General features: G+C 52.4%; 18 protein-coding genes. 17 read left to right on the top strand and 1 reads right to left on the bottom strand.

The genetic code is table 11. The annotated features are described in order from the left end of the window. Positions 1-239: 239 nt before the first annotated feature. Positions 240-1,823 (bottom strand): TerC family protein, encoded by a 1,584-nt coding sequence (locus HEN33_RS19095; protein WP_001366304.1) that lies wholly within the window; start codon positions 1,821-1,823, stop codon positions 240-242. Between the two features lie 658 nt (positions 1,824-2,481). Between HEN33_RS19095 and wza the strand changes: the two genes are divergently transcribed. The 17 genes from wza (at position 2,482) to wzxC (ending at position 21,477) form a co-directional block, all read left to right on the top strand. Then, positions 2,482-3,621 (top strand): polysaccharide export protein Wza, encoded by a 1,140-nt coding sequence (gene wza / locus HEN33_RS19100; RefSeq protein WP_000978094.1) that lies wholly within the window; start codon positions 2,482-2,484, stop codon positions 3,619-3,621. A gap of 5 nt (positions 3,622-3,626) precedes the next feature. Next, complete coding sequence (gene wzb, locus HEN33_RS19105; protein WP_000482901.1) at positions 3,627-4,070, top strand: low molecular weight protein-tyrosine-phosphatase Wzb; 444 nt, start codon at positions 3,627-3,629, stop codon at positions 4,068-4,070. A gap of 2 nt (positions 4,071-4,072) precedes the next feature. Then, on the top strand, positions 4,073-6,235 hold the full coding sequence (gene wzc / locus HEN33_RS19110) for a tyrosine-protein kinase Wzc (protein WP_176262554.1): 2,163 nt from the start codon (positions 4,073-4,075) through the stop codon (positions 6,233-6,235). A gap of 92 nt (positions 6,236-6,327) precedes the next feature. Next, positions 6,328-7,167 carry a colanic acid biosynthesis glycosyltransferase WcaA gene (gene wcaA, locus HEN33_RS19115; protein ID WP_000654512.1) on the top strand — a complete coding sequence of 280 codons (840 nt, stop codon included), beginning with the start codon at positions 6,328-6,330 and terminating at the stop codon, positions 7,165-7,167. Positions 7,168-7,169: 2 nt separating this feature from the next. Continuing rightward, on the top strand, positions 7,170-7,706 hold the full coding sequence (gene wcaB, locus HEN33_RS19120) for a colanic acid biosynthesis acetyltransferase WcaB (protein WP_176262555.1): 537 nt from the start codon (positions 7,170-7,172) through the stop codon (positions 7,704-7,706). Further along, the gene (wcaC, locus tag HEN33_RS19125; RefSeq protein WP_176262556.1) at positions 7,703-8,920 is read left to right on the top strand and encodes a colanic acid biosynthesis glycosyltransferase WcaC; all 1,218 of its coding nucleotides are present in this window, start codon (positions 7,703-7,705) and stop codon (positions 8,918-8,920) included. Before wcaB ends, wcaC begins: the two co-directional genes overlap by 4 nt. Continuing rightward, complete coding sequence (wcaD, locus tag HEN33_RS19130; RefSeq protein WP_176262557.1) at positions 8,895-10,115, top strand: colanic acid polymerase WcaD; 1,221 nt, start codon at positions 8,895-8,897, stop codon at positions 10,113-10,115. Before wcaC ends, wcaD begins: the two co-directional genes overlap by 26 nt. A 126-nt stretch (positions 10,116-10,241) precedes the next feature. Further along, entirely contained in the window at positions 10,242-10,988 is a 747-nt protein-coding gene (gene wcaE, locus HEN33_RS19135; protein WP_032184531.1) for a colanic acid biosynthesis glycosyltransferase WcaE, read from the top strand. A gap of 15 nt (positions 10,989-11,003) precedes the next feature. Continuing rightward, positions 11,004-11,552, top strand: coding sequence for a colanic acid biosynthesis acetyltransferase WcaF (wcaF, locus tag HEN33_RS19140; protein WP_001153564.1), 549 nt, complete (start codon positions 11,004-11,006; stop codon positions 11,550-11,552). A gap of 26 nt (positions 11,553-11,578) precedes the next feature. Further along, complete coding sequence (gmd, locus tag HEN33_RS19145) at positions 11,579-12,700, top strand: GDP-mannose 4,6-dehydratase (RefSeq protein ID WP_000048190.1); 1,122 nt, start codon at positions 11,579-11,581, stop codon at positions 12,698-12,700. A gap of 2 nt (positions 12,701-12,702) precedes the next feature. Next, positions 12,703-13,668 carry a GDP-L-fucose synthase gene (gene fcl / locus HEN33_RS19150; protein ID WP_000043587.1) on the top strand — a complete coding sequence of 322 codons (966 nt, stop codon included), beginning with the start codon at positions 12,703-12,705 and terminating at the stop codon, positions 13,666-13,668. Between the two features lie 2 nt (positions 13,669-13,670). Beyond that, positions 13,671-14,150: a GDP-mannose mannosyl hydrolase gene (gene gmm / locus HEN33_RS19155; protein ID WP_176262569.1), complete on the top strand. Its 480-nt coding sequence runs from the start codon at positions 13,671-13,673 to the stop codon at positions 14,148-14,150. Next, positions 14,147-15,370, top strand: coding sequence for a colanic acid biosynthesis fucosyltransferase WcaI (gene wcaI / locus HEN33_RS19160; RefSeq protein WP_176262558.1), 1,224 nt, complete (start codon positions 14,147-14,149; stop codon positions 15,368-15,370). Before gmm ends, wcaI begins: the two co-directional genes overlap by 4 nt. A 2-nt stretch (positions 15,371-15,372) precedes the next feature. Next, positions 15,373-16,809: a mannose-1-phosphate guanyltransferase gene (gene cpsB, locus HEN33_RS19165; RefSeq protein ID WP_176262559.1), complete on the top strand. Its 1,437-nt coding sequence runs from the start codon at positions 15,373-15,375 to the stop codon at positions 16,807-16,809. Positions 16,810-17,177: 368 nt separating this feature from the next. Continuing rightward, positions 17,178-18,548 (top strand): colanic acid biosynthesis phosphomannomutase CpsG, encoded by a 1,371-nt coding sequence (gene cpsG, locus HEN33_RS19170; RefSeq protein WP_001360776.1) that lies wholly within the window; start codon positions 17,178-17,180, stop codon positions 18,546-18,548. 54 nt (positions 18,549-18,602) lie between these two features. Then, a complete protein-coding gene (gene wcaJ / locus HEN33_RS19175; RefSeq protein ID WP_176262560.1) occupies positions 18,603-19,997 on the top strand; it encodes an undecaprenyl-phosphate glucose phosphotransferase in 1,395 nt (464 codons plus the stop codon). 1 nt (position 19,998) lies between these two features. Next, positions 19,999-21,477, top strand: coding sequence for a colanic acid undecaprenyl disphosphate flippase WzxC (gene wzxC, locus HEN33_RS19180; protein ID WP_176262561.1), 1,479 nt, complete (start codon positions 19,999-20,001; stop codon positions 21,475-21,477). Positions 21,478-21,481 lie beyond the last annotated feature (4 nt).

Raw genomic sequence — 21,481 nt, forward strand, 5'->3', positions numbered from 1 at the left:
CGCCCGACCCGGTAGCCGTAAGGGATAAGCCGAGGGCACCGCGCAGCGGCGATTTACCGCCGGGAGCCCGGGTTGCCAGGGTGGTGGCGATTGAGCCACCCTGGCACGTTCACCGGCTTGAGCGTTCCAAAGTAGCGAGGAACATAAAGTGAACGGAACAGCCTCTAATGTCACATACTCTCCCGGTTGAATGAAACGCCTGATGCGACGCTTACGCGTCTTATCAGGCCTACATGCCATCACACCTCGTACTCCATCTCGCCATCCTTATGCAGCGGAATAATCTGCACCTTCTGCACGCGATGGCTTTCCACCTGCAACGTTTTAAGCAAATAATCCCCCACCTGAACTTCTTCGCCAGGTTTTGGAATACGCTGTAAATATTCCATCAACAGCCCGGCAATGGTGTGATATTCACGTTTTTCATCCAGCGGCAGCGGCACATATTGCACCAGATCTTCCAGCGGCATATGACCATTCGCCGTCCAGGAACCGTCGGCATTCTTCTGAATATCATGGCGGGCGTCGATCTCTTCCACTTCGTTCGGTAAGTTACCGGCAATGGTTTCAGTGACGTCACTTAATGTCACAATCCCTTCCACCGAGCCAAACTCATCCACCACAAAAGCAAAGTGTGTGCGAGCATTACGGAACTGCTCCAGGGCAGGTAACAACGGCAATGTTTCCGGGAACACCAGCGGCTGGCGGATCAACACCCGCAGGTTGAGCGGTTCGCCGCGCAGAGACTGTTGTAGCAGGTCGATAACGTGAACAACACCGAGCAAATCTTCTGCGTCATCACCGTCGGTAACCACCAGCCGCGTATGCTGATTTCGCTCCAGCAACTGGCGGATTTCTTCTTCCGGCGCGTTGAGATCGATATGCTCAATATCGTGGCGCGACGTCATAATGCTGCTGACGGTACGCTGGTTAAGATTAAGTACCCGCTCAATCATCCGCCGTTCCTGCGGATTAAAGATTTGCTGGTTACCATGATCCACCAGCATGGACGCGGTTTCGGCATCCAGTTCCGCATCTTCTTTTTGCCCGCTTAACAAGCGCATTACCGCTTCGGTAGTCCGCTGGCGCAGCGTCTGGTTAGCGGAGAGAAAACGTCGCCGGTTAAAGATAGCCAACTGATTGAGCGCCTCGATCATCACCGAGAAACCAATGGCAGCGTACAGGTAGCCTTTCGGAATGACGAAGCCGAAACCTTCCGCCACCAGGCTAAAGCCAATCATCAACAGGAAACTTAGGCAGAGAATAACGATCGTCGGGTGGCTATTAACGAACTGGGTTAACGGCTTGCTTGCCATCAGCATCAGGCTGATCGCGATAACCACGGCGGCCATCATGACCAGTAAATGGTCGACCATCCCGACGGCAGTAATCACCGAGTCAAGTGAGAAGATGGCGTCCAGTACCACAATTTGTGTCACCACACCCCAGAACTTCGCACCTTTGCGTTGTGTGGGGTTATTGCTGTCTTTCCCCTCCAGCCGTTCGTTCAACTCCATCGTGGCTTTGAACAGCAGGAAGAAACCACCAAACAGCATGATTAAGTCGCGGGCGCTAAAGGTAAACGAGCGGAAGCTGAACAGCGGTTGAGTCAGGGTGACCAGCCAGGAGATTGACGCCAGCAGTAACAGGCGCATTAACATTGCCAGCAGCAGCCCGGTAACCCGTGCGCGGTCGCGCTGCTTCGGCGGTAGTTTTTCGGCGAGGATGGCAATAAAGACCAGGTTATCAATGCCGAGGACCAGTTCGATCACAATCAGCGTGATTAACCCGGCCCAGATAGACGGATCGGCAATCCATTCCATAGTAAGTACAAAACCTATTCGTTGTATGACAAATGTCACAATTCGATCATGGATAAATCGGGGCAAAAATGCAATGTTGCAGCACTATTTATCTCATATAATTTGAGGGTTATAACCTCACATTATCCCTGAATTAAAAGTGGCAATAATAAAACATTATTTAAGAAATATCGCATATGGAGACACTATATTAATTATTGTCAACCTAAAGAAAGTCCTAAAAAACATATTGATTGACACTTAATATAATTCTTAAAAATAGCCAATTGCCGAATTGTTACCTTGCCTGCTATTCCGTTAGCTGTAACACTTCCTCCTGCATTATTGGAAGCCAATATTCAATTACCATAATGCCACCTTATATCTGGAAAATTAATTCACGGAATAACGCTTTTTCATAATCGACTGCATGATGAAAGAGTTGGAAAATCTAAACTAAATCAGTGTATTGGTAGCTAAAAAGCCAGGGGCGGTAGCGTGTCTGGATGCCTGAAAGACCAGTCTGAATTATTCTGTCAATAGCCTGCGGATGAAATCAATTTTTTTAGGACTGATGCCAGTTAAATTTTTATTCAATTAACTGCAAGGTAAATGTGCATGGCGACATTGCTATTAATAGTGCACAGGATAATTACTCTGCCAAAGTGATAAATAAACAATGATGAAATCCAAAATGAAATTGATGCCATTATTGGTGTCAGTAACCTTGATAAGCGGTTGCACAGTACTTCCGGGCAGCAATATGTCGACGATGGGTAAAGACGTCATCAAACAGCAGGATGCTGATTTCGATCTCGACAAAATGGTGAATGTTTATCCGCTGACCCCGCGCCTGATTGATCAATTACGCCCACGCCCAAACGTCGCGCGCCCCAATATGACGCTGGAAAGCGAGATTGCCAATTATCAATATCGTGTCGGGCCGGGCGACGTTCTTAATGTCACCGTCTGGGATCACCCGGAACTCACCACGCCAGCTGGTCAGTACCGCAGCTCCAGCGACACCGGCAACTGGGTACAGCCTGACGGCACCATGTTCTACCCGTATATCGGCAAGGTTCACGTAGTGGGGAAAACGCTCGCTGAAATCCGCAGTGATATTACCGGGCGCTTAGCGACGTACATCGCTGACCCACAGGTGGACGTTAATATCGCTGCCTTCCGCTCGCAAAAGGCCTATATCTCCGGTCAGGTGAATAAATCCGGTCAACAGGCGATCACCAACGTGCCTCTGACCATTCTCGACGCCATTAACGCCGCAGGTGGCCTGACCGATACCGCTGACTGGCGCAACGTGGTGCTAACACACAATGGTCGTGAAGAACGCATTTCTTTGCAGGCGCTGATGCAAAACGGCGACCTCAATCAGAACCGACTGCTTTATCCTGGCGATATTCTCTACGTGCCGCGTAATGATGATCTGAAAGTATTTGTGATGGGTGAAGTGAAAAAACAGAGCACCCTGAAAATGGACTTTAGCGGCATGACCTTGACTGAAGCCCTGGGCAATGCCGAAGGTATCGACATGACCACCTCCAACGCCAGCGGCATCTTTGTCATTCGTCCGCTGAAAGGCGAGGGCGGGCGTAACGGCAAGATCGCCAATATCTACCAACTGGATATGTCCGATGCCACGTCGCTGGTGATGGCGACAGAATTCCGCCTGCAGCCTTATGACGTGGTGTATGTCACCACCGCTCCGGTTTCCCGCTGGAACCGTCTGATCAATCAGTTGCTGCCAACTATTAGCGGTGTCCGTTACATGACGGATACAGCCAGCGACATTCATAACTGGTAATCGTCATGTTTAACAACATCTTAGTTGTCTGTGTCGGCAATATTTGCCGTTCCCCGACGGCGGAACGCTTACTGCAACGTTATCACCCTGAGCTGAAAGTAGAATCCGCTGGACTCGGCGCGCTGGTCGGTAAGGGCGCTGATCCTACCGCTATCAGCGTCGCCGCAGAACATCAACTGTCTCTGGAAGGTCACTGTGCACGGCAAATCAGCCGCCGCCTGTGTCGCAACTACGACCTGATATTGACTATGGAAAAGCGCCATATCGAACGCTTATGCGAGATGGCACCTGAGATGCGCGGCAAAGTGATGCTGTTTGGTCACTGGGATAACGAATGTGAAATCCCCGATCCGTATCGCAAAAGCCGGGAAACGTTTGCAGCGGTGTACACATTACTTGAACGGTCTGCCCGCCAGTGGGCGCAGGCATTGAACGCAGAGCAGGTATAACAATGACAGAAAAAGTAAAACAACATGCCGCTCCGGTAACGGGCAGTGATGAAATCGATATTGGTCGCCTGGTCGGCACCGTCATTGAAGCGCGCTGGTGGGTAATTGGCATCACCGCCGTATTCGCCCTCTGTGCCGTGGTTTACACCTTCTTCGCCACGCCGATATACAGCGCCGACGCACTGGTACAAATCGAGCAAAACAGCGGCAATTCGTTAGTGCAGGATATCGGCTCGGCGTTAGCCAACAAACCGCCAGCATCGGATGCTGAGATCCAGTTGATTCGTTCGCGCCTGGTGCTTGGTAAAACGGTGGACGATCTCGACCTCGATATTGCGGTGAGCAAAAACACGTTCCCGATTTTCGGTGCGGGCTGGGATCGCCTGATGGGACGTCAGAACGAGACCGTAAAAGTGACCACCTTTAACCGACCAAAAGAGATGGTGGATCAGGTGTTTACGCTTAATGTGCTGGACAACAAAAACTACACTTTGAGCAGCGACGGCGGCTTTAGCGCTCGTGGGCAAGCGGGTCAGATGCTGAAAAAAGAAGGTGTCACGCTGATGGTTGAAGCCATTCACGCCAGCCAGGGCAGTGAGTTTACCGTCACTAAATACTCCACGCTGGGGATGATCAATCAACTGCAAAACAGCCTGACGGTAACAGAGAATGGCAAAGACGCTGGCGTACTGAGCCTGACTTATACCGGTGAAGATCGCGAACAGATCCGCGACATTCTTAACAGTATCGCTCGTAACTATCAGGAACAAAATATTGAGCGCAAATCGGCGGAAGCGTCGAAAAGCCTCGCCTTCCTCGCGCAACAGTTACCAGAAGTACGCAGCCGCCTTGATGTTGCCGAAAACAAACTGAATGCCTTCCGTCAGGATAAAGATTCTGTTGATCTGCCGCTGGAAGCAAAAGCGGTGCTTGATTCAATGGTGAACATCGACGCGCAGTTGAACGAACTGACCTTTAAAGAGGCGGAAATCTCCAAGCTGTACACCAAAGTTCACCCGGCGTACCGCACGCTGCTGGAGAAACGTCAGGCGCTGGAAGAAGAGAAAGCCAAACTTAACGGTCGCGTAACGGCGATGCCGAAAACCCAGCAGGAAATTGTCCGTCTGACCCGCGATGTCGAGTCTGGTCAACAGGTCTATATGCAACTGCTGAATAAAGAGCAGGAGCTGAAAATCACCGAAGCCAGCACCGTCGGCGATGTGCGCATTGTTGACCCGGCAATCACCCAGCCTGGTGTGCTGAAACCGAAGAAAGGGCTGATTATTCTCGGCGCAATCATCCTCGGCCTGATGCTTTCTATCGTGGGTGTGCTGCTGCGCTCGTTGTTCAATCGCGGCATTGAAAGCCCGCAGGTGCTGGAAGAACACGGCATCAGCGTCTATGCCTGCATCCCGCTGTCGGAATGGCAAAAAGCGCGCGATAGCGTCAAAACCATCAAAGGGGTTAAACGCTATAAACAGAGCCAGCTACTGGCGGTGGGGAATCCAACCGATCTGGCGATTGAAGCCATCCGTAGTCTGCGTACCAGTTTGCACTTCGCGATGATGCAGGCACAGAACAATGTGTTGATGATGACCGGGGTTAGCCCGTCAATCGGTAAAACCTTTGTCTGTGCCAACCTGGCGGCGGTGATCAGTCAGACCAATAAACGGGTGTTGTTGATCGACTGCGATATGCGCAAAGGCTACACCCACGAGCTGTTGGGCACCAATAACGTCAATGGCCTGTCGGAAATTCTGATTGGTCAGGGCGATATTACTACCGCTGCTAAACCGACCTCTATTGCCAAATTTGACCTGATCCCGCGCGGCCAGGTGCCGCCAAATCCTTCTGAACTGTTGATGAGCGAACGCTTTACCGAACTGGTGAACTGGGCGAGTAAAAACTACGACCTGGTGTTGATTGATACGCCGCCGATTCTGGCTGTGACCGATGCCGCGATTGTCGGGCGGCATGTCGGAACCACGTTGATGGTGGCGCGTTATGCGGTCAACACCTTGAAAGAAGTGGAAACCAGTCTGAGCCGCTTTGAGCAAAACGGTATTCCGGTGAAAGGGGTGATTCTGAACTCTATCTTCCGCCGCGCCAGCGCGTATCAGGATTATGGCTATTACGAATACGAATATAAGTCGGATGCGAAATAACGACGCCTGCATTCGCACCGCCCCGTAGGCCGGATAAGGCGCTCACGCCGCATCCGGCAAGCAAACCAGCTCATAAGCCGGGAGAACAACCTATGAAAGACAATCCGCTGATCTCAATCTATATGCCGACCTGGAACCGCCAACAACTGGCGATTCGGGCGATAAAATCGGTCCTGCGCCAGGACTACAGCAACTGGGAGATGATCATCGTGGATGATTGCTCCACCTCCTGGGAACAGCTGCAACAATACGTCACCGCCCTCAACGACTCGCGCATTACGTACATTCACAACGACATTAACAGCGGGGCGTGCGCGGTACGTAACCAGGCGATTATGCTGGCACAAGGGGAATACATCACCGGGATCGATGACGATGATGAATGGACACCCAACCGCCTGAGCGTCTTCCTCGCCCATAAACAGCAACTGGTCACACATGCGTTCTTGTACGCCAACGACTACGTTTGCCAGGGCGAAGTTTATTCCCAACCGGCAAGCTTGCCACTGTATCCCAAATCGCCGTATTCACGCCGCCTGTTCTACAAACGAAATATCATTGGTAATCAGGTGTTTAGCTGGGCGTGGCGTTTCAAAGAGTGCTTGTTCGATACCGAACTGAAAGCGGCACAGGATTACGACATCTTCCTGCGAATGGTGGTGGAGTACGGCGAACCGTGGAAAGTGGAAGAGGCGACGCAGATCCTGCATATCAATCACGGCGAAATGCAGATCACCTCGTCACCGAAAAAATTCTCCGGGTACTTCCACTTTTATCGTAAGCACAAAGACAAATTCGACCGCGCCAGCAAGAAATATCAGTTGTTTACCCTCTACCAGATCCGCAATAAACGCATGACCTGGCGCACCTTGTTGACGCTGCTGTCGGTGCGTAACGGCAAACGTCTGGCTGATGGAATTCGGGGGCGCTAAAGATGCTGGAAGATCTGCGCGCCAACAGCTGGAGTTTACGCCCGTGCTGCATGGTTCTTGCCTATCGCGTTGCTCATTTTTGTTCAGTGTGGCGCAAAAAAAACGTCCTCAACAATCTGTGGGCGGCCCCGCTGTTGGTGCTGTATCGCATTATCACCGAATGCATTTTCGGTTATGAAATCCAGGCCGCCGCGACCATTGGCCGACGCTTTACTATCCATCACGGCTATGCCGTGGTGATCAATAAAAACGTGGTCGCGGGGGATGATTTCACCATTCGCCACGGCGTCACTATCGGCAATCGTGGTGCCGATAACATGGCATGCCCACACATTGGCAACGGCGTCGAGCTTGGTGCCAATAACATGGCATGCCCACACATTGGCAACGGCGTCGAGCTTGGTGCCAACGTCATTATTCTCGGCGATATCACGATTGGTAACAACGTTACCGTGGGGGCGGGCAGCGTGGTGCTCGACGCAATCCCGGACAACGCGCTGGTGGTGGGAGAAAAAGCGCGAGTGAAGGTAATTAAATGAATATTCTGCAATTTAATGTGCGACTGGCGGAAGGCGGGGCGGCAGGTGTGGCGTTAGATCTCCACCAGCGCGCGCTGCAACAGGGGCTGGCGTCACATTTTGTCTACGGCTACGGCAAAGGCGGCAAAGAGAGCGTCAGCCATCAGAACTATCCGCAGGTCATCAAACATACGCCGCGGATGACCGCGATGGCGAACATTGCCCTGTTTCGTCTGTTTAATCGCGATCTGTTCGGCAATTTCAATGAGTTATATCGCACCATTACTCGCACACCGGGACCGGTAGTCCTGCATTTTCATGTGCTGCACAGCTACTGGTTGAATCTTAAGAGCGTGGTGCGCTTTTGCGAAAAGGTGAAAAACCACAAACCGGATGTCACTTTGGTCTGGACACTGCACGATCACTGGAGCGTTACCGGACGCTGTGCTTTTACCGACGGTTGCGAAGGTTGGAAAACAGGCTGCCAGAAATGCCCGACCTTAAATAACTATCCGCCGGTGAAGATTGATCGCGCGCATCAGCTGGTGGCGGGCAAACGGCAGTTATTTCGCGAGATGCTGGCGCTGGGCTGTCAGTTTATTTCCCCCAGCCAGCATGTGGCTGATGCTTTCAATAGTCTGTACGGTCCAGGGCGTTGCCGGATTATCAATAACGGTATTGATATGGCAACCGAAGCGATTCTGGCGGACCTGCCTCCGGTGCGCGAAACCCAGGGTAAGCCGAAAATCGCGGTGGTGGCGCATGACCTGCGTTACGACGGCAAAACTAACCAGCAACTGGTGCGCGAGATGATGGCGCTGGGTGACAAAATAGAACTGCATACCTTTGGTAAGTTTTCGCCGTTCACCGCTGGTAACGTGGTTAATCACGGCTTTGAAACTGACAAGCGCAAGTTGATGAGCGCGCTTAATCAGATGGATGCGCTGGTGTTCAGTTCTCGCGTCGATAACTACCCGCTGATTTTGTGTGAGGCGTTATCAATTGGTGTGCCGGTGATTGCCACCCATAGCGATGCGGCGCGGGAAGTGCTGCAAAAATCCGGCGGTCAAACCGTCAGCGAAGAAGAGGTGCTGCAACTGGTGCAGTTAAGCAAACCGGAAATCGCGCAGGCGATATTTGGTACCACGCTGGCTGAGTTCAGCCAGCGCAGCCGCGCCGCCTACAGTGGACAACAGATGCTGGAGGAGTATGTCAACTTCTATCAGAATCTGTAGCTACCTGCTGCTGCCGCTGATTTACCTGCTGGTTAACGTCAAAATCGCCCAGCTTGGCGAAAGTTTCCCCATCACCATCGTCACTTTTTTACCCGTCTTGTTATTGCTGTTTTTAGAACGCATCAGCGTTAAAAAATTGATGATTGCCTTAGGGGTTGGTGCGGGACTCACGGCGTTTAACTACCTGTTTGGTCAGTCGCTGGATGCCAGTAAATACGTCACTTCAACTATGCTGTTTGTCTATATTGTGATCATTATTGGCATGGTGTGGAGTATTCGTTTTAAAACAATTTCGCCACACAACCATCGCAAGATATTACGTTTCTTTTATCTGGTGGTGGGGCTGGTGGTGGCGCTGGCGGCGGTGGAGATGGCGCAAATTATCCTCACTGGCGGCAGCAGTATTATGGAGTCGATTTCGAAATATCTGATTTACAGCAACAGTTATGTGCTGAATTTCATTAAATTCGGCGGCAAGCGCACGACAGCACTTTATTTCGAACCGGCATTTTTCGCTCTGGCATTAATCTCAATTTGGCTCAGTATCAAACAGTTTGGTATCAAAACGCCTAAAACCGATGCTATGATTCTCGCAGGGATAATATTATCCGGATCGTTTTCAGGGGTTATGACCTTTATCCTGTTTTATTTGTTGGAGTGGGCGTTTCAATATCTGAATAAAGAGGCGATTAAGAAAAAGTTACCGTTAGCATTGATTTCTCTGGCTGTATTCCTGGTTGGTGTGGTAATCGCGTTTCCTTATATTTCCACCCGCTTGGGCGATTTAGGTACGGAAGGATCGTCATCGTATTATCGTATTGTCGGTCCACTGGTGATGGTCGGTTATTCTTTGAGCCATATTGACGGTGTAGTCAGATTTGGCTCACTTTATGAATATGTCGCATCATTCGGAATATTTAACGGTGCGGATGTCGGAAAAACCATAGACAATGGTTTGTATCTGCTGATTATTTATTTTTCCTGGTTCGCAGTGCTTTTATCACTGTGGTACATGGGGAAAGTGATAAAAATGATGATCAACGCTTTTGGTGATAATCGCAATTTTCGTGTGCAGCTCTATCTTTTTACTCCGGTGTCGCTGTTTTTTACCGGTTCGATATTTAGCCCGGAATATGCATTTTTAATCGTCTGTCCATTTATTTTGCGAAAAGCGTTAAATATACACCCTAAATAATTCGAGTTGCAGGAAGTTGGTGACGCAGCGAATCCCCAGGAGCGTACACGAGTACGTGACTGGGGTGAGCGAGGAAAACCAACGCACATGCAGCTTGAAGTATGACGGGTATTACGAGGTAAGAACATGTTGCTTAGCATAATCACCGTTGCGTTTCGTAACCTCGAAGGGATAGTCAAAACACACGCCTCGCTGGCGCATCTGGCGCAGGCGGACGATATCAGCTTCGAATGGATAGTTGTCGATGGCGGTTCCAATGACGGCACCCGTGAGTATCTGGAAAATCTCAATGGTATCTATAACCTACGCTTTGTCAGTGAACCAGATAAGGGCATCTACGACGCCATGAACAAAGGCATTGCGATGGCACAAGGCAAGTTTGCGCTGTTTCTCAACTCGGGCGATATTTTTCATCAGGATGCCGCAAATTTTGTCCGTAAGTTAAAAATGCAAAAAGATAACGTGATGATCACCGGCGATGCGCTGCTGGATTTTGGCGACGGGCATAAAATTAAGCGTAGTGCTAAACCGGGTTGGTATATTTATCACAGCCTGCCCGCCAGCCATCAGGCGATATTTTTCCCGGTATCCGGCTTGAAAAAATGGCGTTATGACCTGGAATATAAAGTTTCTTCCGATTACGCGCTGGCGGCCAAAATGTATAAAGCAGGTTATGCATTTAAAAAACTCAATGGCCTGGTGTCTGAATTTTCTATGGGTGGGGTATCTACCACCAATAATATGGAATTGTGCGCGGACGCGAAAAAAGTCCAACGGCAAATATTACATGTGCCTGGCTTCTGGGCTGAATTATCCTGGCATTTACGCCAGCGCACGACGGGTAAGACTAAAGCCTTATATAACAAAGTCTGAATATAAGGAATACCAATGCAAGATTTAAGCGGTTTCTCGGTGCCGAAAGGGTTCCGGGGCGGCAACGCTATTAAAGTGCAATTGTGGTGGGCAGTACAGGCAACAATATTTGCTTGGTCGCCACAAGTATTGTATCGCTGGCGGGCATTTTTATTACGTTTATTCGGCGCAAAAATAGGAAAAAACGTAGTTATTCGTCCGTCAGTAAAAATTACCTATCCGTGGAAATTAACCTTAGGTGATTACGCGTGGGTCGGCGATGAGGTCAATTTATATACCCTCGGTGAAATAACCATTGGCGCACATTCGGTGATATCGCAAAAAAGTTATTTATGCACCGGGAGCCACGACCATGCAAGTCGACATTTCACCATAAACGCCACGCCCATTGTGATTGGCGAGAAATGCTGGCTGGCAACCGATGTTTTTGTTGCTCCTGGCGTCACGATCGGCGACGGCACCGTCGTGGGTGCGCGAAGCAGTGTTTTTAAATCGCTTCCGGCAAATAGAGTTTGCCGGGGGAATCCCGCAGTGGTGATACGCGAACGCGTTGAAACTGAATAAATTCAAAAAATACAGAGGAATAAGACATGTCAAAAGTCGCTCTCATCACCGGTGTAACCGGACAAGACGGTTCTTACCTGGCAGAGTTTCTGCTGGAAAAAGGTTACGAGGTGCATGGTATTAAGCGTCGTGCATCGTCATTCAACACCGAGCGCGTGGATCACATTTATCAGGATCCGCATACCTGTAACCCGAAATTCCATCTGCATTATGGCGACCTGAGTGATACCTCCAACCTGACGCGCATTTTGCGTGAAGTGCAGCCGGATGAAGTGTACAACCTGGGGGCAATGAGCCACGTTGCGGTTTCTTTTGAGTCACCGGAATATACCGCAGACGTTGATGCGATGGGCACACTGCGTCTGCTGGAGGCGATCCGCTTCCTTGGTCTGGAAAAGAAAACCCGTTTCTATCAGGCTTCCACTTCTGAACTGTACGGTCTGGTGCAGGAAATTCCGCAGAAAGAAACCACGCCGTTCTACCCGCGATCTCCGTATGCTGTCGCCAAACTGTATGCCTACTGGATCACCGTTAACTACCGCGAATCCTACGGCATGTACGCTTGTAACGGCATTCTCTTTAACCATGAATCCCCACGCCGTGGCGAAACCTTCGTGACCCGCAAAATCACCCGCGCAATCGCCAATATCGCTCAAGGGCTGGAGTCGTGCCTGTACCTCGGCAATATGGACTCCCTGCGTGACTGGGGCCATGCCAAAGACTACGTAAAAATGCAGTGGATGATGCTGCAACAGGAACAACCGGAAGATTTTGTTATCGCTACCGGCGTTCAGTACTCCGTACGTCAGTTCGTGGAAATGGCGGCAGCACAGCTGGGCATCAAACTGCGCTTTGAAGGCACGGGCGTTGAAGAGAAGGGCATTGTGGTTTCCGTCACCGGGCATGACGCGCCGGGCGTTAAACCGGGCGATGTGATTATCGCCGTTGACCCGCGTTACTTCCGTCCTGCTGAAGTAGAAACGCTGCTCGGCGACCCAACCAAAGCGCACGAAAAACTGGGCTGGAAACCGGAAATCACCCTCAGAGAGATGGTATCTGAAATGGTGGCTAATGACCTCGAAGCGGCGAAAAAACACTCTCTGCTGAAATCTCACGGCTACGACGTGGCGATCGCGCTGGAGTCATAAGCATGAGTAAACAACGTATTTTTATCGCTGGCCATCGCGGGATGGTCGGTTCTGCCATCAAGCGACAGCTCGAACAGCGCGGTGATGTGGAACTGGTATTACGCACCCGCGACGAACTGAACCTGCTGGACAGCCGCGCGGTGCATGATTTCTTTGCCAGCGAGCGCATTGACCAGGTCTATCTGGCGGCGGCGAAAGTGGGCGGGATTGTCGCCAACAACACGTATCCGGCGGATTTCATCTACCAGAATATGATGATTGAGAGCAACATCATTCACGCTGCGCATCAGAACGACGTGAACAAACTGCTGTTTCTCGGATCGTCCTGCATCTACCCGAAACTGGCAAAACAGCCGATGGCAGAAAGCGAGCTGTTACAGGGCACGCTGGAGCCGACCAACGAGCCTTATGCCATTGCCAAAATCGCCGGGATCAAACTGTGCGAATCTTACAACCGCCAGTATGGACGCGATTACCGCTCTGTCATGCCGACCAACCTGTACGGGCCGCACGACAACTTCCATCCGAATAATTCGCATGTGATCCCCGCATTGCTGCGCCGCTTCCACGAGGCGACGGCACAGAATGCACCGGACGTGGTGGTGTGGGGCAGCGGTACGCCGATGCGCGAATTTCTGCATGTCGATGATATGGCGGCGGCAAGCATTCATGTCATGGAGCTGGCGCACGAAGTCTGGCTGGAAAACACCCAGCCGATGCTGTCGCACATTAACGTCGGCACGGGTGTTGACTGCACTATCCGCGAGCTGGCGCAAACCATCGCCAAAGTGGTGGGTTACAAAGGTCGGGTGGTTTTTGATGCCAGTAAACCGGATGGTACGCCGCGCAAACTGCTGGATGTGACGCGCCTGCATCAGCTTGGCTGGTATCACGAAATCTCACTGGAAGCGGGGCTTGCCAGCACTTACCAGTGGTTCCTTGAGAATCAAGACCGCTTTCGGGGGTAATGATGTTTTTACGTCAGGAAGACTTTGCCACGGTAGTGCGCTCCACTCCGCTTGTCTCTCTCGACTTTATTGTCGAGAACAGCCGCGGCGAGTTTCTGCTTGGCAAAAGAACCAACCGCCCGGCGCAGGGTTACTGGTTTGTGCCGGGAGGGCGCGTGCAGAAAGACGAAACGCTGGAAGCCGCATTTGAGCGGTTGACGATGGCGGAACTGGGGCTGCGTCTGCCGATAACAGCAGGCCAGTTTTACGGTGTCTGGCAGCACTTTTATGACGATAACTTCACCGGCACGGATTTCACCACTCACTATGTGGTGCTCGGTTTTCGCTTCAGAGTCGCGGAAGAAGAACTGTTACTGCCGGATGAGCAGCATGACGATTACCGCTGGCTGACGCCGGACGCACTGCTCGCCAGTGACAATGTTCACCCTAACAGCCGCGCCTATTTTCTCGCTGAGAAGCGTGCCGGAGTACCCGGATTATGAAAATACTGGTCTACGGCATTAACTACTCGCCGGAGTTAACCGGCATCGGCAAATACACCGGCGAGATGGTGGAATGGCTGGCGGCACAAGGTCATGAGGTGCGGGTCATTACCGCACCGCCTTACTACCCGCAGTGGCAGGTGGGCGAGAACTATTCCGCCTGGCGCTACAAACGAGAAGAGGGGGCCGCCACGGTGTGGCGCTGCCCGCTGTATGTGCCAAAACAGCCGAGCACCGTGAAACGCCTGTTACATCTCAGCAGCTTTGCCGCCAGCAGTTTCTTTCCTCTGATGGCGCAACGTCGCTGGAAGCCGGATCGCATTATCGGCGTAGTACCAACGCTGTTTTGCACACCGGGAATGCGCCTGCTGGCGAAACTCTCTGGTGCGCGTACCGTGCTGCATATTCAGGATTACGAAGTGGATGCCATGCTGGGGCTGGGCCTTGCCGGAAAAGGTAAAGGCGGCAAAGTGGCACAGCTGGCGACGGCGTTCGAACGTAGCGGACTGCATAACGTCGATAACGTCTCCACGATTTCGCGTTCGATGATGAATAAAGCCATCGAAAAAGGCGTGGCGGCGGAAAACGTCATTTTCTTCCCCAACTGGTCGGAAATCGCCCGTTTTCAGTATGTTGCAGACGCCGATGTTGACGCCCTTCGTAACCAGCTTGGCCTGCCAGATAACAAAAAAATCATTCTTTACTCCGGCAATATTGGTGAAAAGCAGGGGCTGGAAAACGTTATTGAAGCTGCCGATCGCCTGCGCGATGAACCGCTGATTTTTGCCATTGTCGGGCAGGGCGGCGGCAAAGCGCGGCTGGAAAAAATGGCGCAGCAGCGTGGACTGCGCAACATGCAATTTTTCCCCCTGCAATCGTATGACGCTTTACCCGCACTGCTGAAGATGGGCGATTGCCATCTGGTGGTGCAAAAACGCGGCGCGGCAGATGCCGTATTGCCGTCGAAACTGACCAATATTCTGGCAGTAGGCGGTAACGCGGTGATTACCGCAGAAGCCCACACAGAACTGGGGCAGCTTTGCGAAACCTTTCCGGGCATTGCGGTTTGCGTAGAACCGGAATCGGTCGAGGCGCTGGTGGCGGGGATTCGTCAGGCGCTCCTGCTGCCCAAACACAACACGGTGGCACGTGAATATGCCGAACGCACGCTCGATAAAGAGAACGTGTTACGTCAATTTATAAATGATATTCGGGGATAATTATGGCGCAGTCGAAACTCTATCCAGTTGTGATGGCAGGTGGCTCCGGTAGCCGCTTATGGCCGCTTTCCCGCGTACTTTATCCCAAGCAGTTTTTATGCCTGAAAGGCGATCTCACCATGCTGCAAACCACCATCTGCCGCCTGAACGGCGTGGAGTGCGAAAGCCCGGTGGTGATTTGCAATGAGCAGCACCGCTTTATTGTCGCGGAACAGCTGCGTCAACTGAACAAACTCACCGAGAACATTATTCTCGAACCGGCTGGGCGTAACACTGCACCTGCCATTGCGTTGGCGGCGCTGGCGGCAAAACGTCATAGTCCGGACAGCGATCCGTTAATGTTGGTCCTGGCGGCAGATCATGTGATTGCCGACGAAGACGCGTTCCGCGCCGCCGTGCGTAATGCCATGCCGTATGCCGAAGCGGGCAAGCTGGTCACCTTCGGCATTGTGCCGGATCTACCAGAAACCGGTTATGGCTATATTCGTCGCGGTGAAGTGTCTGCGGGCGAGCAGGATACGGTGGCCTTTGAAGTGGCGCAGTTTGTCGAAAAACCGAATCTGGAAACCGCCCAGGCCTATGTGGCAAGCGGCGAATATTACTGGAACAGCGGCATGTTCCTGTTCCGTGCCGGACGTTATCTCGAAGAACTGAAAAAATATCGCCCGGATATTCTCGATGCCTGTGAAAAGGCGATGAGTGCCGTCGATCCGGATCTCGATTTTATTCGTGTGGATGAAGAGGCGTTTCTCGCTTGCCCAGAAGAGTCGGTGGATTACGCGGTCATGGAACGTACGGCAGATGCCGTTGTGGTGCCGATGGATGCGGGCTGGAGCGATGTCGGTTCCTGGTCCTCTTTATGGGAGATCAGCGCCCACACCGCGGAAGGCAATGTTTGCCACGGCGATGTGATTAATCACAAAACCGAAAACAGCTACGTGTATGCCGAATCTGGCCTGGTCACCACCGTCGGGGTGAAAGATCTGGTAGTGGTGCAGACCAAAGACGCGGTGCTGATTGCCGACCGTAACGCGGTGCAGGATGTGAAAAAAGTGGTCGAGCAGATCAAAGCCGATGGTCGCCATGAGCATCGGGTGCATCGCGAAGTGTATCGCCCGTGGGGCAAATATGACTCTATCGACGCGGGCGACCGCTACCAGGTGAAACGCATCACCGTGAAACCGGGCGAGGGCTTGTCGGTACAGATGCACCATCACCGCGCGGAACACTGGGTAGTGGTCGCGGGAACGGCAAAAGTCACCATTGACGGTGATATCAAACTGCTTGGTGAAAACGAGTCCATTTATATTCCGCTGGGGGCAAAACACTGCCTGGAAAACCCGGGGAAAATTCCCCTCGATTTAATTGAAGTGCGCTCCGGCTCTTATCTCGAAGAGGATGATGTGGTGCGCTTCGCGGATCGCTACGGACGGGGGTAAATGTCGCATCAGGCGCTGTTTGTCGGATGCGGCGTGAACGCCTTATCCGACCTACGGTTCGGATTTGTAGGCCTGAAAAGACGCAGCAGCGTCGCATCAGGCGCTGGCTGTCGGATGCGGCATGAACGCCTTATCCGACCTACGGTACGGATTTGTAGGCCTGATAAGACGCGACAGCGTCGCATCAGGCGCTGGCTGTCGGATGCGGCGTGAACGCCTTATCCGACCTACGGTTCGGGTTTGTAGGCCTGATAAGACGCGACAGCGTCGCATCAGGCAATGAATGCAAAACAGCGATGTAAATAACGACAAAAACAAAATTGGCCGTTTCGGTCAGGGCCAACTATTGCCTGAAAAAGGGTAACGATATGAAAAAATTAACCTGCTTTAAAGCCTATGATATTCGCGGAAAATTAGGCGAAGAACTGAATGAAGATATCGCCTGGCGTATTGGGCGTGCCTATGGCGAATTTCTCAAACCGAAAACCATTGTTTTAGGCGGTGATGTCCGTCTCACCAGCGAAACCTTAAAACTGGCGCTGGCGAAAGGGTTACAGGATGCGGGCGTCGACGTGCTGGATATCGGCATGTCCGGCACCGAAGAGATCTATTTCGCCACGTTCCACCTCGGCGTGGATGGCGGCATCGAAGTTACCGCCAGCCATAATCCGATGGATTACAACGGCATGAAACTGGTGCGCGAAGGGGCTCGCCCGATCAGCGGTGATACCGGACTGCGCGACGTCCAGCGTCTGGCAGAAGCCAACGACTTCCCTCCCGTCGATGAAACTAAACGCGGTCGCTATCAGCAAATTAACCTGCGTGACGCATATGTTGATCACCTGTTCGGTTATATCAATGTCAAAAACCTCACGCCGCTCAAGCTGGTGATCAACTCCGGGAACGGTGCGGCGGGTCCGGTGGTGGACGCCATCGAAGCCCGCTTTAAAGCCCTCGGCGCACCCGTGGAATTGATCAAAGTACACAACACGCCGGACGGCAATTTCCCCAACGGTATTCCTAATCCATTGCTGCCGGAATGCCGAGACGATACCCGCAATGCGGTCATTAAACACGGCGCGGATATGGGTATTGCTTTTGATGGCGATTTTGACCGCTGTTTCCTGTTTGACGAAAAAGGACAGTTTATCGAGGGCTACTACATTGTCGGCCTGCTGGCAGAAGCGTTCCTCGAAAAAAATCCCGGCGCGAAGATCATCCACGATCCGCGTCTTTCCTGGAACACCGTTGATGTAGTGACTGCCGCAGGCGGCACCCCGGTGATGTCAAAAACCGGACACGCCTTTATTAAAGAACGTATGCGCAAGGAAGACGCCATCTACGGTGGCGAAATGAGCGCCCACCATTACTTCCGTGATTTCGCTTACTGCGACAGCGGCATGATCCCGTGGCTGCTGGTCGCCGAACTGGTGTGCATGAAAGGGAAAACGCTGGGCGAACTGGTGCGCGACCGCATGGCGGCATTCCCGGCAAGCGGTGAGATCAACAGCAAACTGGCGCAACCCGTTGAGGCGATTAATCGCGTCGAACAGCATTTTAGCCGCGAGGCGCTGGCGGTGGATCGCACCGATGGCATCAGCATGACCTTTGCCGACTGGCGCTTTAACCTGCGCTCCTCCAACACCGAACCGGTGGTACGCCTGAATGTGGAATCGCGCGGCGATGTGCCACTGATGGAAGCGCGAACGCGAACTCTGCTGACGTTGCTGAACGAGTAATGTCGGATCTTCCCTTACCCCATTGCGGGTAAGGGGCTAATAACAGGAACAACGATGACAAATCTAAAAAAGCGCGAGCGAGCGAAAACCAATGCATCGTTAATCTCTATGGTGCAACGCTTTTCAGATATCACCATCATGTTTGCCGGGCTATGGCTGGTTTGCGAAGTCAGCGGACTGTCATTCCTCTACATGCACCTGTTGGTGGCGCTGATTACGCTGGTGGTGTTCCAGATGTTGGGCGGCATCACCGATTTTTATCGCTCATGGCGAGGTGTTCGGGCAACGACAGAATTTGCCCTGTTGCTGCAAAACTGGACCTTAAGCGTGATTTTTAGCGCCGGACTGGTGGCGTTCAACAATGATTTCGACACGCAACTGAAAATCTGGCTGGCGTGGTATGGGCTGACCAGCATCGGGTTGGTGGCGTGTCGTTCGTGTATTCGCATTGGTGCGGGCTGGTTGCGTAATCATGGCTATAACAAGCGTATGGTTGCCGTGGCGGGGGATTTAGCTGCCGGGCAAATGCTGATGGAGAGCTTCCGTAATCAGCCGTGGTTAGGGTTTGAAGTGGTGGGCGTTTACCACGACCCAAAACCGGGCGGCGTTTCTAACGACTGGGCGGGCAATCTGCAACAGCTTGTCGAGGATGCGAAAGCGGGCAAGATTCATAACGTCTATATCGCGATGCAGATGTGCGACGGCGCGCGAGTGAAAAAACTGGTCCATCAACTGGCGGACACCACCTGTTCGGTGCTGCTGATCCCCGATGTCTTTACCTTCAACATTCTCCATTCACGCCTCGAAGAGATGAACGGCGTTCCGGTGGTGCCGCTGTATGACACGCCACTTTCCGGGGTAAACCGCCTGCTCAAACGTGCGGAAGATATTGTGCTGGCAACGCTGATCTTGCTGCTGATCTCCCCGGTGCTGTGCTGTATTGCGCTGGCGGTGAAACTCAGTTCACCAGGGCCGGTTATTTTCCGCCAGACTCGCTACGGCATGGATGGCAAGCCGATCAAAGTGTGGAAGTTCCGTTCGATGAAAGTGATGGAGAACGACAAAGTGGTGACCCAGGCGACGCAGAACGATCCGCGCGTCACCAAAGTGGGGAACTTTCTGCGCCGCACCTCGCTGGACGAACTGCCGCAGTTTATCAATGTGCTGACTGGCGGGATGTCGATTGTGGGGCCACGTCCGCACGCGGTGGCGCATAACGAACAATATCGCCAGCTCATTGAAGGCTACATGCTGCGCCACAAAGTGAAACCGGGCATTACCGGTTGGGCGCAGATTAACGGCTGGCGCGGCGAAACCGACACGCTGGAGAAAATGGAAAAACGCGTCGAGTTCGACCTTGAGTACATCCGCGAATGGAGCGTCTGGTTCGATATCAAAATCGTTTTCCTGACGGTATTCAAAGGCTTCGTTAACAAAGCGGCATATTGATATGAGCTTACGTGAAAAAACCATCAGCGGCGCGAAATGGTCGGCGATTGCCACAGTAATCATCATCGGCCTCGGGCTGGTGCAGATGACCGTGCTGGCGCGGATTATCGACAACCACCAGTTCGGTTTGCTTACCGTGTCGCTGGTGATTATCGCGCTGGCAGACACGCTTTCTGACTTCGGTATCGCTAACTCGATTATTCAGCGAAAAGAAATCAGCCATCTTGAACTCACCACGCTGTACTGGTTGAACGTCGGGCTGGGGATCGTGGTGTGCGTGGCGGTGTTTTTGTTGAGTGATGCCATTGGTGACGTGCTGAATAACCCGGATCTGGCGCCGTTGATTAAAACATTGTCGCTGGCGTTTGTGGTGATCCCCCACGGGCAACAGTTCCGCGCGTTGATGCAAAAGGAGCTGGAGTTCAACAAAATCGGCATGATCGAAACCAGCGCGGTGCTGGCGGGCTTTACTTTTACGGTGGTTAGCGCCCATTTCTGGCCGCTGGCGATGACCGCGATCCTCGGTTATCTGGTCAATAGTGCGGTAAGAACGCTGCTGTTTGGCTACTTTGGCCGAAAAATTTATCGTCCCGGTCTACATTTCTCGCTGGTGTCTGTTGCGCCGAACTTACGCTTTGGTGCCTGGCTGACGGCGGACAGCATCATCAACTATCTCAACACTAACCTTTCGACGCTGGTGCTGGCGCGTATTCTCGGCGCGGGCGTGGCAGGGGGGTACAACCTGGCGTACAACGTGGCCGTTGTGCCGCCGATGAAACTGAACCCGATCATCACCCGCGTGTTGTTTCCGGCGTTTGCCAAAATTCAGGACGACACCGAAAAGCTGCGCGTTAACTTCTACAAGCTGCTGTCGGTGGTGGGGATTATCAATTTTCCGGCGCTGCTGGGGCTGATGGTGGTGTCGAATAACTTTGTACCGCTGGTCTTTGGCGAAAAGTGGAACAGCATTATTCCGGTGCTGCAATTGCTGTGTATTGTGGGGCTACTGCGCTCAGTGGGTAACCCGATTGGCTCGCTGCTGATGGCGAAAGCGCGGGTGGATATCAGCTTTAAATTCAATGTATTCAAAACCTTTCTGTTTATTCCGGCGATTGTTATTGGCGGGCAGATGGCGGGCGCAATCGGCGTCACGCTTGGTTTCCTGCTGGTGCAGATTATCAACACCATTTTGAGTTATTTCGTGATGATTAAACCGGTGCTCGGTTCCAGTTATCGCCAGTACATCCTGAGTTTATGGCTGCCGTTTTATCTCTCGCTGCCGACGCTGGTGGTTAGTTATGCGCTGGGCATTGTGCTGAAAGGCCAACTGGTGCTGGGGATACTGCTGGCGGTGCAAATAGCCGCAGGCGTGCTGGCGTTTGTGGTGATGATTGTGTTGTCGCGCCATCCGCTGGTGGTGGAAGTGAAGCGTCAGTTTTGTCGCAGCGAAAAAATGAAAATGCTTTTACGGGCGGGGTGAATGG

Origin of the sequence: Escherichia sp. 94.0001 (assembly GCF_013369155.2) — a bacterium.
Classification (GTDB): Bacteria; Pseudomonadota; Gammaproteobacteria; order Enterobacterales; family Enterobacteriaceae; genus Escherichia; species Escherichia coli_F.

Bases quoted from the DNA above. Each gene is read 5' to 3' on its own strand.
- HEN33_RS19095 (WP_001366304.1), bottom strand. From the start codon at position 1,823: ATGGAATGGATTGCCGATCCGTCTATCTGGGCCGGGTTAATCACGCTG.
- wza (WP_000978094.1), top strand. From the start codon at position 2,482: ATGATGAAATCCAAAATGAAATTGATGCCATTATTGGTGTCAGTAACC.
- wzb (WP_000482901.1), top strand. From the start codon at position 3,627: ATGTTTAACAACATCTTAGTTGTCTGTGTCGGCAATATTTGCCGTTCC.
- wzc (WP_176262554.1), top strand. From the start codon at position 4,073: ATGACAGAAAAAGTAAAACAACATGCCGCTCCGGTAACGGGCAGTGAT.
- wcaA (WP_000654512.1), top strand. From the start codon at position 6,328: ATGAAAGACAATCCGCTGATCTCAATCTATATGCCGACCTGGAACCGC.
- wcaB (WP_176262555.1), top strand. From the start codon at position 7,170: ATGCTGGAAGATCTGCGCGCCAACAGCTGGAGTTTACGCCCGTGCTGC.
- wcaC (WP_176262556.1), top strand. From the start codon at position 7,703: ATGAATATTCTGCAATTTAATGTGCGACTGGCGGAAGGCGGGGCGGCA.
- wcaD (WP_176262557.1), top strand. From the start codon at position 8,895: ATGTCAACTTCTATCAGAATCTGTAGCTACCTGCTGCTGCCGCTGATT.
- wcaE (WP_032184531.1), top strand. From the start codon at position 10,242: ATGTTGCTTAGCATAATCACCGTTGCGTTTCGTAACCTCGAAGGGATA.
- wcaF (WP_001153564.1), top strand. From the start codon at position 11,004: ATGCAAGATTTAAGCGGTTTCTCGGTGCCGAAAGGGTTCCGGGGCGGC.
- gmd (WP_000048190.1), top strand. From the start codon at position 11,579: ATGTCAAAAGTCGCTCTCATCACCGGTGTAACCGGACAAGACGGTTCT.
- fcl (WP_000043587.1), top strand. From the start codon at position 12,703: ATGAGTAAACAACGTATTTTTATCGCTGGCCATCGCGGGATGGTCGGT.
- gmm (WP_176262569.1), top strand. From the start codon at position 13,671: ATGTTTTTACGTCAGGAAGACTTTGCCACGGTAGTGCGCTCCACTCCG.
- wcaI (WP_176262558.1), top strand. From the start codon at position 14,147: ATGAAAATACTGGTCTACGGCATTAACTACTCGCCGGAGTTAACCGGC.
- cpsB (WP_176262559.1), top strand. From the start codon at position 15,373: ATGGCGCAGTCGAAACTCTATCCAGTTGTGATGGCAGGTGGCTCCGGT.
- cpsG (WP_001360776.1), top strand. From the start codon at position 17,178: ATGAAAAAATTAACCTGCTTTAAAGCCTATGATATTCGCGGAAAATTA.
- wcaJ (WP_176262560.1), top strand. From the start codon at position 18,603: ATGACAAATCTAAAAAAGCGCGAGCGAGCGAAAACCAATGCATCGTTA.
- wzxC (WP_176262561.1), top strand. From the start codon at position 19,999: ATGAGCTTACGTGAAAAAACCATCAGCGGCGCGAAATGGTCGGCGATT.